This window comes from Streptomyces sp. S3(2020), from assembly GCF_013044505.1.
GTDB lineage: Bacteria > Actinomycetota > Actinomycetes > Streptomycetales > Streptomycetaceae > Streptomyces.
This window is the reverse complement of the sequence record NZ_JABERD010000055.1, coordinates 40,689-53,100: the sequence shown is the minus strand read 5'-3', so window position 1 is coordinate 53,100 and position 12,412 is coordinate 40,689. Positions and strand designations below refer to the sequence as shown.

At 65.9% G+C, this 12,412-nt stretch carries 11 protein-coding genes and 1 tRNA gene; 8 read left to right on the top strand and 4 right to left on the bottom strand.

Annotated features, from left to right (window positions below):
• Positions 1-1,393: non-ribosomal peptide synthetase (locus tag HLK59_RS19570; RefSeq protein ID WP_171142758.1), on the top strand; the 1,393-nt coding region annotated here is incomplete at its 5' end.
• Here the strand turns inward: HLK59_RS19570 and HLK59_RS19565 are convergent.
• From HLK59_RS19565 to HLK59_RS19550, 4 genes are all read right to left on the bottom strand, one after another.
• Positions 1,359-2,822 (bottom strand): MFS transporter, encoded by a 1,464-nt coding sequence (locus HLK59_RS19565; RefSeq protein WP_171142757.1) that lies wholly within the window; start codon positions 2,820-2,822, stop codon positions 1,359-1,361. The genes HLK59_RS19570 and HLK59_RS19565 overlap by 35 nt on opposite strands.
• Positions 2,823-3,172: 350 nt before the next feature.
• Positions 3,173-3,826, bottom strand: a complete 654-nt coding sequence (locus HLK59_RS19560) for a class I SAM-dependent methyltransferase (protein ID WP_171142756.1) — start codon at positions 3,824-3,826, stop codon at positions 3,173-3,175.
• A gap of 78 nt (positions 3,827-3,904) precedes the next feature.
• Positions 3,905-4,405 (bottom strand): hypothetical protein, encoded by a 501-nt coding sequence (locus tag HLK59_RS19555; protein ID WP_171142755.1) that lies wholly within the window; start codon positions 4,403-4,405, stop codon positions 3,905-3,907.
• Positions 4,406-4,537: 132 nt separating this feature from the next.
• Positions 4,538-4,978 carry a hypothetical protein gene (locus tag HLK59_RS19550; protein ID WP_240982516.1) on the bottom strand — a complete coding sequence of 147 codons (441 nt, stop codon included), beginning with the start codon at positions 4,976-4,978 and terminating at the stop codon, positions 4,538-4,540.
• Positions 4,979-5,247: 269 nt separating this feature from the next.
• Between HLK59_RS19550 and HLK59_RS19545 the strand changes: the two genes are divergently transcribed.
• The 7 genes from HLK59_RS19545 (at position 5,248) to HLK59_RS19510 (ending at position 11,898) form a co-directional block, all read left to right on the top strand.
• Positions 5,248-6,453: a helix-turn-helix transcriptional regulator gene (locus tag HLK59_RS19545; RefSeq protein WP_171142753.1), complete on the top strand. Its 1,206-nt coding sequence runs from the start codon at positions 5,248-5,250 to the stop codon at positions 6,451-6,453.
• Complete coding sequence (locus HLK59_RS19540; protein ID WP_171142752.1) at positions 6,450-6,989, top strand: flavoprotein; 540 nt, start codon at positions 6,450-6,452, stop codon at positions 6,987-6,989. Before HLK59_RS19545 ends, HLK59_RS19540 begins: the two co-directional genes overlap by 4 nt.
• A 31-nt stretch (positions 6,990-7,020) precedes the next feature.
• Positions 7,021-7,557 carry an NUDIX hydrolase gene (locus HLK59_RS19535; protein ID WP_171142751.1) on the top strand — a complete coding sequence of 179 codons (537 nt, stop codon included), beginning with the start codon at positions 7,021-7,023 and terminating at the stop codon, positions 7,555-7,557.
• Positions 7,558-7,726: 169 nt separating this feature from the next.
• A tRNA-Cys gene (locus tag HLK59_RS19530) sits at positions 7,727-7,801 on the top strand.
• Between the two features lie 269 nt (positions 7,802-8,070).
• On the top strand, positions 8,071-9,036 hold the full coding sequence (locus HLK59_RS19525; protein ID WP_240982515.1) for a site-specific integrase: 966 nt from the start codon (positions 8,071-8,073) through the stop codon (positions 9,034-9,036).
• A gap of 908 nt (positions 9,037-9,944) precedes the next feature.
• A complete protein-coding gene (locus HLK59_RS19520) occupies positions 9,945-10,571 on the top strand; it encodes a GIY-YIG nuclease family protein (RefSeq protein ID WP_171142749.1) in 627 nt (208 codons plus the stop codon).
• 262 nt (positions 10,572-10,833) lie between these two features.
• Positions 10,834-11,898: an AAA family ATPase gene (locus HLK59_RS19510; RefSeq protein ID WP_171142747.1), complete on the top strand. Its 1,065-nt coding sequence runs from the start codon at positions 10,834-10,836 to the stop codon at positions 11,896-11,898.
• The last annotated feature ends 514 nt before the right edge of the window (positions 11,899-12,412 follow it).

Here is a 12,412-nt window from a genome sequence, read left to right as displayed (position 1 = left end):
CCCCTCACCTTCTCCCTTCCCCTCCTCCCCGGACGACCCCGTCGCGCTGATCTTCACCTCCGGCTCCACCGGCCGCCCCAAGGCCTCCCTGATCAGCCACCGCGCCCTGGTCTCCCGCGTCGACGCGCTGCAGACCACGCACCCGATGACCGAGGACGACCGGATCGTCCACCACACCACCTGCACCTTCGACATGTATCTCGCGGAGATCTACTGGCCGTTGCTCTCCGGCGCCACCCTCGTGCTCTCCGCCCCCGGCGGACAGCGCGACGCCGACCACCTGGCCGCGCTGATCCGCGACCACCGCGTCACGACGATGTACTTCGGGGTGTCGCTGCTGGAACTGTTCCTGCTGGCCCGCGACGAGAGCGAGCGCTACGACGGTCTGCGCCAGGTCCTGACCGGCGGCGAGCCGCTCCCCGCCGACCTGGTGCACCGCTTCCACGCCCGCTCCACCGCCTCCCTGACCAACCTCTACGGCCCCAGCGAGTGCACGATCCACTGCACCGCCTGGGTGTGCCCGCGCGACCCGGCCCTCGACATGGTCCTCATCGGCTCCGCCGTCCCCGACACCGAGCTGTGGGTCCTCGACGACGAGGGCCGTCCGGTGCCCGAGGGCGAACCCGGCGAGCTGTACATCGGCGGCGCGGGCCTGGCCCTGGGCTATCTCGACCGGCCCGAACTGACCGCGGAACGCTTCCTCGACTCACTCCCGGTGGCACCGGGCCACCGCCTCTACCGCTCCGGCGACCTCGTACGGGCCCGTCCCGGGGGCGAGTTGGAGTTCCTCGGCCGGGTCGACCGGCAGGTGAAGATCCGCGGGGTCCGGATCGAGCTCGGCGAGATCGAGTCGACGGCCCGGCGCTGTGCGGGGGTGCGTCAGGCGGTGGTGGTGGCGCACGGCACGGGCGTGGAGAAGGCGCTGGCCGCCTTCGTCGTACCCGAGACGCCGTCCGCACCACCCGCCGAGCTGACGGCGGCGGTCCGCGAGACGCTGCGGGCCTGGCTGCCGCCCACGATGGTCCCGGCGACGGTGGAGACGCTGGACGCCCTGCCGTTCACGCCGAACGGCAAGGTGGACCGGCTGCTGCTGGAGGCCCGGGCGGCCCGTACGACGCCGTCGCGCCCGGCGCCCGCGGCCGGCGCGGGGATCGAGGAACTGGTGGCCGCCGTGTGGTGCGAGGCCCTCGGGCTGGACTCCGTCGAGCCCGACGACGACTTCTTCGACCTGGGCGGGAACTCCCTCTCGGTCGTCCACACCGTCACCCGGCTCAGGGAGCGGCTGGGCGCCGAGATCCCGCTGGCGGCGCTGCTGGAGGAGCCGACCGCGCGGGGGTTCGCCGAGGAGGTACGGCGGGTCACGGAAGACGCGGGACGGCCGGCCGTTCCCTGAGCCGGGTCGTCACCCACGCCCCGACCAGGGCCACCGCCGCCATCGGCAGGAACACCGCGGCGAACGCGGCCGGGTGGGAGCCGGTGGTCTCCGCCGCCGTATGGCTCACCGTGCCCCCGCCCAGGGCCGCGAACGCGGCGCCGCCCATCGCCAGCAGGACGACGTTGAACAGGGCGTCGGAGATCTGGAGGGAGGCGGAGTTGGTGCCCGCCTGGGCCGGGGCGGAGAGCTGGAGCAGCAGCACACTGGTGGCGGCGATCACCAGGCCCATGCCGAAGCAGCCGAGCCCCCAGACCACGGCCAGCGTCCAGACGGGCACCGCGGCGATCAGTACGCTCGGCGCGGCGGCGATCGAGGCGGCGACCAGGACCATGCCCAGCGTCATCAGGCGCTGCCGGTAGGGCTCCACCCGTGGCCGTGACTGCACCCACGAGCCGAGCGCCCAGGTGACGCCGCCCGCGGCGAGGGAGAACCCGGCGAGTGTCGGGGACAGTCCGCGCTGGGTGACCAGCATCAGCGGTACGAAGGACTCGGCGGCGATGAAGGAGCCCGCGGCGACACCGCGCAGCAGCACCACGGAGGGCAGTCCGCGCGCCGCCCGGTAGGTGCCGCGCGGGAGCAGCCCGAGCACGGCCGGCACCAGCAGCGCGGCACCGGCGACGCCGGGGACGAGGGAGAGCCAGCGGAGGTCCTGGGCGGCGTACTGGAGGAGTCCGGCGCCCAGCGAGACGGCGAGGGCGAGCCGGATACGGCGGCGGTCGAACGCCCCGGCGCCCGTGCCGTCCACCGGGCCCGCGGCCCTCCGCCGTATCTGCGGCAGCGCGAGGGCCAGCGGAAAGACCACCAGCACCGGGATCCCGACGAACACCCAACGCCAGCCCAGATGCTCGGTCACCGCGCCCGAGGCGAGCGGCCCGACGATCGACGGCACGATCCAGCCCGCCGCGAAGGCCGCCATGATCGCCGGCCGCAGCCGCTCGGGATAGGCCCGCCCGACGACGACGTAGAGGGCGACGATCACCAGCCCGCCGCCCAGCCCCTGCACGGCCCGCCCGAGGATGAACAGCCACATGGCGCCGGCCGTCCCCGACAACAGCAGCCCGGCCGCGAAGGCGGCGATCCCTCCGGTCAACGCCCCGAGCGGCCCCCGCCGGTCGGACCACTGTCCGGCGAGCACCATCCCGAACAGGCTCGTCGTGAAGTACCCGGAGAACGCGAACGCGTACAACGACACCCCGTCCAGCTCCCGCGCCGCGACGGGCATAGCCGTCCCCACCGCGGTCGCCTCGAACGCGATCAACAGCACCACGGACACGATCCCGACGCTGAGCGCCCGATAGGACCGGCTCAGCACCCCCTCCTCGACGACAGTGGCCAGGTCGGGGGCGGTGTCCGCGGCATCGGCGCCGCGCGGTTCGAGGGCAGTCATGGTCGCCAGCGTAAGGTCCACGACCCGGTTTGACCCCTGTCGAGAGACGGTACGACGCCACAACCTTGGTCGTACGACCACCGACGGACTCCCCCGTTCATGAACGGCGTATGGCAGTCCCGTTGCAGCCCCCGCGATCCCCTTGAGTCACCCCCTCCCCCCGCCATACGGTCGTTTCACCCAGTCCGGGAAGGAGTCCACGCCTCCGCCCCGAACACGGCCGTGTGCCCGAGTGGTTCAGGGACTCGCCTGCACCGCATCCATCAGCGAGCTCCGCTCGCGGGGAGTTACGTGGGTTCGATTCGCACGGCCGTGGACGGGAAGCCCGGAGCGGGCACAGCCAGCCAGGGCTACACCTCCGCGCGAACGAGCAGCGTACCGATATGCCCAGCCTTGGGAGGTTCGATGACGACTGCCTCAGCCGCGAGGAACCCGGCCCCGGTCAGTAGCCGCTCCCAAACTGCGGGCCGGTAGCTGTAGCGGTACGTGTACATGGCCTTGCCCGCGAAACCACCCTTGTACATGCCCTGCGGGCCGTACGCGCCAGGGATGGCCGGTGGCTGCGAGAACACGAACACCCCGCCAGGACCGAGGCGCTCACGCACCAGGGGGAACAGGCGTCCGGGGTCCGCGAACCAGGCCGCGCCGAAGATCGAATAGACCGCGTCGTAGGTGTCCGTGCATGCGGCGAGCCATTCGATGACCTCTCCGCACGCGAAACTGGCACCGGTGTCCGCCCACCGTTCGCTGGTCTTCTTCACCATCACCGGAGACAGGTCGACGCCTTGGGCCTCGATCCCCCGCTGTGCCAGATGGGCGAGGGCGCGGCCCGTGCCGCAGCCGATCTCCAGCACCCGGGCGGGACTTCCGAGAACCTCGGGTCCCGGACCGTGCCCGGCGTACTGGGTCCAGCAGAAAACCGGCGCAGCGTCCGGTTCGAAAGCGGACTCGGCGAAGGTATCCCACAGTTCGGTCTCCGCGGCGATGTCGTGCGGTACGGGCACGGCGAGTTCCTCTGCGTTGTCGGCGTGTGCGGGCCCCACACCCCCCAGAAACCCAAGGGCGGGGCGACTGTAGCGAGCTCAGTGGCTGTCGGGCACCTTGTTGTCGCACGGCGAGCAGTTTGTGCCGTCGATGGCCCACAGCTCCTCGTCGATGTCGAAGCCGATCGACTTCAGGAAGTCTGCCGTGCGCAAGCACAGGCCGTCGCGGCGGCGCTCGATGAACGGGGCATGGTGCTTGTAGGCGCCGCCGTTGTAGAGGCGGCAGATGCCGAACCAGACGGGCGTGTCGAGGATGAGTTGATGGACACCGACATCGACGAGCTTCCCCACTCCAAGATGCACTTCGGGGTGTTCGATGCAGCCGACGGTGTACATGACGGCATTACCGAGGATGCGTTCGGCCATGTCACGGACCATCATGTGATCGCGCAGCAGGAGAGCGATCTCGCGGTCCCACAGATTCATCCCGGAGTCGAACACGTTGAGGGTCAGTTCCGTGATGTGCGGTGCGACCGCGTTGAGGAGTTCCCTTGGGTCCCGCGTACGGGTGTTGGCAGGCTGCTCGATGATGACCGTCATGGGCTTTCCCTTCTGAGGTGTCGTGCACTACAGGGGTGGCCCGTCCCGAGGCTGGGTCCGTCCAGGGTTCCGGGCTCGGGACGGGAGTTCAGATGTCGGCCTGTCGGCGAAGGGCCAACGGGCGCCGCTCGGCTACGGGATGCCGCTGCCCTCGTCCTCAAGCGCCTTCGCCACGGAGGCCTGTCCCGCGGCGATGATCCGCGCGACCGCGAGCGGCGTACACAGCGCGAACTCGGGTGACAAGGGCACTGACCAGTACGACGTGTGGGTCTGTTGGTCGAATCGCACCGCATCCACCCGCGGCACACCCAGGTATGTGCCGCCTCCCAGGCAGGCCACGTCGAGCGCTCGCCATTCCTCCGCTGCCGCATGCCACGCGATGGGCACGCCGACTGGCACGAGTGCGTAGTAGCGAGGTCCGACCGGATCGCAGATGACCGGGCCGCCGTCCAGTGCCTCGTCGAGAAAATCGTCCACTTGTACGAGTTCCGGGCGGCAGCGGCCAGCCGCCAGGACCAGTTCGCCAGGCAGCCGGACGGCAGAGAAGAGCGTGCCCAAGGCGAGCAGCGCCACCCGGTGCTCCTGCCACTCCGTCCGGATCCGATCGTGGCTTTCTGCTGGTTGCGTCGACAGGAGCCTGTGCTCGGTCGCAAGTCGTCGGTCGGAGCCGGCATGCACGAGCACGCCGGGCTCTGTCTCTACGGGGCTCAAAACCTGAGGCCGCCTTTTGGAGTTCATCCGCCCGCCTCCGCAGTCATCGTGGTCCGTCTCACATCGGGACCGTAGGTCGCGGTACAACAGCAGGGGGCACACAGAGCGTGTGCCTTGTCTGGGGGCGCGCATTGGACACTTCAGGCATCGGCCGACGCATCGCCTACTGGCGAGACCGGCGCGGCTTCACTCAGAGCGACTTCGGCCAGCTGATGGGGCAGACGAGGCGCTGGGTGCAATCCCTTGAGGGTGGGCAACGCCAACAGGACCCACGCCTGTCGGTGCTCATGCGCGCGGCCGATGTCCTGCGCGTCCCCCTGGAGTACCTCTTGTCCGACCGTCCGTTGCCGCCACCCACGGGAAGCGCCCCGCCCGGCGAGGCGCTCTCCGTCATCGACGCCCTCTACGCCCCCGCGCCCGACTCCGAGCCGCCCACGCTCGCCGCCCTCCGGCGGAGGCTCGCCTACTGCTGCGAGGCGTTCCAGGCCTGTCACTACGGAACGCTTGCCCGGGAGCTGCCCGCCCTGATCACCGGTGCCGAGCAGACCGCACACGCCGTCGGCCGGTCCGACGCGCAGGGGGTGCTGTCCCGGGTCTACCAGCTGGTGACGTCGTATCTGCACAAGTACGGAGCCGGAACCGCGATCCCGGCCGCACTCGCCGCCGACCGAGCCCAGGTCGCTGCCGAGCGGTCCGGGGACCCGGTACAGATAGGGGCGGCAGCTCGCAGGGTGGCCAAGAGCCTCGTCCACCAGCAACGCCCGCAAGCCGCCGTCGAGTTCGTGACCGCGGCCGCCCGCCGTCTCGAACACGGGCTCGTCGAGCAGGGCGCGCTCGGCCTGTCCACGCTCGGCATGCTGTACCTGTCCGCGGCCGTCGCCCTGTCGTCCGAGGACCGCACCACCGCGCGGGTGCGCACGGCCCACGAGTATGTCGACGAGGCGGCTGACGTCGCCGCCCGGCAGGGCGCCGACCTGAACGAGGACTGGACCATGTTCGGGCCGACCAATGTGGGACTGCACCGGGTGGACATCATGATTCGCTTCGAGGACGGGTGGTCGGCGCTCGAAGCAGCCGACGCTCTGGAGCCTGGCGCGCTGGCTCAGATGACTCGGGAGCGAAGGGCCGGACACCACGTCGCCATGGCACGGGCTTCGCTCCTTACGCGGCGCAAGGACGATGCCGCAGCCGCGTTGCTGGAAGCCGACAAGCTGGCGCCGGAGGAGGTACGCGGCAGGCCGGAAACCGTCACTCTGGTCAAGGACGTCGTCGGAGCGATCTCCGCCCCAGGCGGTGAGTTGCGCGCCTTGGCGGGACGCTGTGGACTGCGCGCATGACTCGCGTGCTCTACCTCATCGCCTGTGCCGCAGGGCCCACCCAGTACATCGATGAAGGCGTTCGCGCCGCCCAGGCCGACGGATGGGACGTATGCCTGATCCTCACCCCGTCCGCAGCGCTCTGGTGGGAGCCTCGAATGGAGGAACTCGTCGATCTGACCGGACACCCGGTGCGATCCCGATACAAGCTGCCCTGGGAGCAGGACGCCCTGCCGAAAGCGGCCGCGATACTGGTCGCGCCGATGTCGTGCACGACGCTGAACAAGTGGGGCGCCGGCATCTCGGACACGGTGGCCATCGGGATCCCGTCCGAGGCGGTCAACATGGGCGTTCCCGTCGTGGCAATGCCCTACTTCAATCAGGCCCAAGGTGCGCAGCCCGCGGTGACCCGCTCTGTCGCCATGCTTCGACAGCAAGGTGTCGTCGTACTTGACGGGCCCGACGGGTACGAGTCACATCCGCCGAAGCAGGGAAACCCGAAGGCTTACCCGTGGGAGAAGGCTCTCTCTGCTGTGCGGCACCGAGCCGGCATGTGACGAAGGACGACACTCGACGAAAGGCCCGATCGTGTCTGTGTGGCAGAACCTCGGCGAGCGCGTCGTGTACGCGAACCGGTGGGTCGACGTCGCCATGGCCGATGTGGAACTGCCCGACGGGCGGCGCCTGGACCACACCGTCATCCGGCTGCGTCCGGTAGCTGTCGCCGCGGTGGTGAACGAGGCCGACGAGGTGCTGCTGCTGTGGCGCCACCGGTTCATCACCGACGCCTGGGGGTGGGAACTGCCGTCGGGCGGTGTCAACGAAGCCGAGGACCCCGCCTTCGCGGCCGCGCGCGAGTTCGAGGAAGAGACCGGTTGGCGACCGGGCCCGATGCGTCTCCTGCTCGCCGTCGATCCCATGCCGGGGATCTCCACGAGTCACCACCGCGTGTACTGGTCGGATCAGGCCCAGCAGGTACGGGACGTACCGGTCGACGCGATCGAGTCCACGCGCCGCGACTGGGTACCGCTGGAGAAGGTTCCCGAGCTGGTGACTCGCGGCGAGATCCGCTCAGCAAACGCAGTGGCCGCGCTGCTGATGCTGCATCACCTCCGTCTCGGCTGACAACCCGGACAGACCGTGGTCGCACACCCGGAGGCGGACACCTCCCATTCGTGAACGGCGTATGGCAGTCCCATTGCAGCCCCCGCGATCCCCTTGAGCCACCCCTTCCCCCTGCCATACGGTCGTCTCACCCAGTCCGGGAAGGAGTCCACGCCTCCGACCCGAACACGGCCGTGTGCCCGAGTGGTTCAGGGACTCGCCTGCAAAGCGAGTTACGTGGGTTCGATTCCCGCCACGGCCTCCACTACAGGGTCTGACCAGGATATTCCTCGGTCAGACGCACTCCCCCAGGGCTGTGACACCCAGTCCGAACGGGGCTAGGTAAGTCGCTTGGTCCACTCCGGCTTGCTTAGCCCCTGACCAAGGGGAGTCACACCCATGTCGGCACAGCCATCCAGGCGTACGGCGCTGAGGAGCGCCACCAGGACGCCGGAGAGCCAGGCGCAAACACAACCCACCTCCGCCCCCTTGCGGGTCGTCAGTGGCCACTCAGGGGCAGACATCCGTACGGCCATGCTCGATGAACTGGACCTCCACCTCAGCACGATCACGAATAGGTACGGACGGCCGTTCCAGCGCAAGAGCATCAATGCGTACAAGTTCGCAGGGGTGGCTCTGAACAACTGGATGACGGAGGGCGGGATCGAGGGGGACTTCACCACCTGCGACGTGCCCACCCTCAACCGGTTCTTTCGTTGGTACTACGAGACCTACGACGTACCCAAGAGCCAGGACGGAAAGGGCGGGTACACCGGAGGAACCAACACTCTGCAAAGGAACCTGCGCCCCCTCTTCAAGTACTTGGAAGAGGAGTACGACCACACCAGCCCGTACAGCAGCAAGAAACTCCACCGGTACGCCACTCCCCCTCTCGGCAAGCCGAAGACCCTGTCTGAGGAGTTCGTGGCGGATGTACTCAAGGCGACTGGCAACGGGTCATCCAAGGTGCGGGATTTCGAGACGGTCAGAGACCATGCCATGATCCGGGTTCTCACAGAGGGCCTGAGAGCTGAGGAGCTGCTGAACCTCCGCGTACAGGACTTGGACCTCACGGGACACACGTTGGTAGTGGTGCCGCTCAAGATGGACCGCAACAGCCTTGACGGCCGGACCATCCCTCTCCAGCCCAAGACGGTAAAGGCGCTTACTCGCTATCTCAGGGTGCGCTCATCTCACGCCCTAGCCGACTCAACCCCGTTCCTGTGGCTTGGCACTCGGTCACGCAAGCCCATGAAGTACATGGGGCTGTACCGGATGGTGAAGAAGAGGGCCGAGCAAGCCGGATACGACCCTGCCGAGGTAACCCCTCACTCGTTCTGCCACACGTGGGCGGATGACCTTAAAGCAGCTGGAGTCTCCGGGGAGCACATCATGGCTATCCGGGGCTGGAGGAGTCCCGCCATGCTCCGGAGATACGGAGCAGACATGGCCAGCACGAGGGCCGTGAACGCCGTGAAGGGTCTTGGCGACCGGTACTGACCGAGGGGACTGAGGGGCGCACGCAAGGGCGTTGCGCCCCTTCTCCATGTTCAGGGGAGGCCCACGGTAAAGATGCGGAAATGATCACCATCCCGTAGAATAGGAGGTACAGCAGGTGCGCCCGGAAACGCTCACCCGCCGAGTGCACTGCATCACACCCCAAGGATGTCCTGTCCCAGAACCGTCAAGTGACGGGTATATACAGGGTGAGGGGGTTCCCGCAGGGTTCAGCTCCCCAGCATCCGTTCACGGTTGGTCCCCGTGGCATGAGTGGTTATACGGCTTGAGGGTCGGTTCTCTCCCCCGAGAGGATCGGCCCTCTTGCTTTTACCCAAGGTTTCAAAACTCGCCACGGACCAACGAAACAGGACCACAGCCCCAGCACCCCAAGGTGCGTGGGGCTTTTTCTATGACCAAGTGTTTCAACATATGAGGAGTACCAACGTGAAGCGCCACTACGCCCGCACCCTAACCGGCTTCAAGTGCGTACTGTGCCGACAGGAGTTCAGCACTCGCAAGCAGTTCGGTCAGCATTGCGGTAACCCGAGAGCCAAGTGCACGCATCCACTATCCATGGGACTAACGATCAACCTAGATGTATCCCCACGGCACTGGACCGAGGCAGCGTGACATGTGGGAGACCAGACTGATTGACGGAGTACCCGCCAGAAAGTGCCCATATTGCGGGGCAACATTCATCTTCATCTCTGAGGCCAGGAACCATTCGAACCAGTGGCTGAGGAAGTGCCAGCAGAGAGCCATCCGAGAGTCACTGCCGGACGAACGAAGGCCGAACCCGCCCCAGGGGCTAGACAACCATCTGGTCAGGTAAATATCTGCCAGACATCAGAACCACTCATGAGGCCGGACCCAATGGGGTCTCGGCCTCTTCCTGTAAGGGGCCACGAATGACCACGGGAGACAACGCAAGTGCGATAGTCGCGGGAGCCTGCGTAGCAACCGATACCGAGACTGGCGGAGTATGCGGGAAAGAAGGGAATCCGAAGCGGGTGCTCTCGTTCTCCTTCCCGCTCTGCCCAGAACATCAGACAGAGTTCTACAGCTACAAGCAGCACCTAGCGGCAGCGGTTACACACCGACTCGACAGGGACGGAGTTCTGTGGGGAACCAGCCCCGGACACACTTACGTTGTCCGGCTCAAGGATGGGAACGTGAAGATAGGCAAAACCACGACCATCCTTCTAAGTCGCCTGACGAACGTGAGCCGGGATTACAACGAGGGTGAGCCAGTAGAGATCCTGGCAGTACTTCAGGGCGGAGAGAGTACCGAGCTACTGGCACACGGCAAGTTCAAGCACCTCCGCCTAACCAAGCAGACAGGCGAGAGGTTCCGGCCTGAGCCGGAACTCATGGCATGGATCGCAGAGAAAGGCATTGCCAACTCTGCCGGTGAGCAAGTGAAGCAGTACGAGGAATGGCGACAGACTCGGCTCAAGCAGCGAGAGAATCTGGCAGCCATCAAGCAGGTGGCCAGGGCCACCTTTGACCAGTTCGACGATGACGATTGGAAATAGGGACATGAAGGTACCAAGCAGCACAGTGCGGAATGACTTCACAGACCTGATGAACCGAGTAGTTCAGTCTGGGGAAGTCATCGAGATTCAGAAGTACGGAACGACGCAGATAGTGATGATCTCGAAGGAGCACTACGAAAGGCTCACCAGAGATCTCATGCGGGGCGACTGAGCCCATTCGATTAGAGAAAGACCACACCTGAAGGGCCCCGGCTTATGGCTGGCGGCCCTTTCTCATGCAATCACCGCAGAGAGTCAACACATGAACAACAACGCATTCGGTATCAAGCGACTGTCAGAGGTAACCCCCTCCAGCGAGACCCCGTTCCTCATCGAGGGACTGGTGCACAGGACGGCCACCATGATCTATGGCAGGCCCAAGGCCGGTAAGTCCTTTGTGGCACTATCCGCAGCAATGGCCCTGGGTGAGGGAACTCCCTGGCTCGGCCGAGAGGTAGAAGCTAAGAACACTCTCCTATGGGCACTCGATCCTGGACAGGAAGACGAGACTTGGCAAAGGTTCAATACCGCCAATGGGGCTAAGGAATCTCGCCTTTTCATTACGGATGTGAGGCCAGAAGACACAGACGAGTGGTGGGCAGAGTTCTCAGATGTACTGCTATCCACTGGTGTTGAGGTTCTGATAGTGGACAACCTCTCGGCCCTACTCGGCCGAGGTAGCTACAACAACGACGCGGACGTAAGGCCAGCACTCGGAAGGCTTCAGGCTCTGCTGGATGAGGGCATTGCCATTGTTCTCGTACACCACGCAGGAAAGTTCAACGAGGAGCAGGGTTCCCAGAAGAGTCCTATGGGCTCTACTGCCATTGAAGCTTGGGGGCGACAGTTCGTGCAAGTGACGGATGACCAGGAGCTACGCATCCTGCGGGTCTATGGAAACAACACTCCCGAGAAGGAGCTAGGTATTGCCCTGAACTTCAACGGTGAGGGAGACGATGGAGCGTTTGTGACGCTCATCGGTGAGGAGGAGACGGTAGCCATGTCGGCAGAGCATGAGGAGCTGGTAGCAAAGGCCCGAGCACGTTGGGAGTCTCGCAAGGAGAGGCAGAAGAAGCAGGGGCGCAGTCCTCAGCAGAAGGCAGGGAAGAAGCTTGAGACCGTCAGGGCGCCCAAGACCAACGGAATCCCTGAGCGCATCATCGATGCTCTGCGAGAGAATCCGGTGGGCATGGGGTGGAACGAGCTGGACAAGGCCGTGACTGGAGCCTCTGGAGCAAAGAGCAAGGCAGCGAATGAAATGGTCCAGGCAGGAACGCTCACCCGCTCCAAGGAGGGCAACCGCACCATCTACCGACTGGCCCGCTGAACGGTTCTGGTTCTCGGTTCCCCCCATACGTATATGTAGAACCGAGAGAAGCGTTCGGTTCTCCAATACTCCCCCCGCTTGACAGTTAGAACTGACGGGCTACGGGGGCTAAGGCCCTCCGCCCGTATCCATCGGAGAGGAAGTGGCAGTGACTCTGGTGGTGAAGCCCTAGCGGAACCACCAGCAGGACTGACCTTGTTAAACCCTATGCAACTCAAGCGCCGTGCGGCTTGTCGAGAAGCGGGGCATGGCATCTAAGGATGCCAGCCCCTTGACCGGAGGATGAGTGGCGAAGGTCCAAGGGTCCTGATTCTCCCTCCGTCAGAGCGAAGCGGCAGGCGCCTTAGCGACTGGAGCGGGAGCGATACACAGAGCCGCACGGCGATTGAGTTGCATGAGGGCTGGCCAGGGATTAAGTGGCTCGACTTTCCCCCAGTCAGTCACCATCCAATCCTGCGGGATCGCTCCTTGGGGTCGCTTCCCCGATCCCCCGCTCCGGCATTCCCTCTCCGTT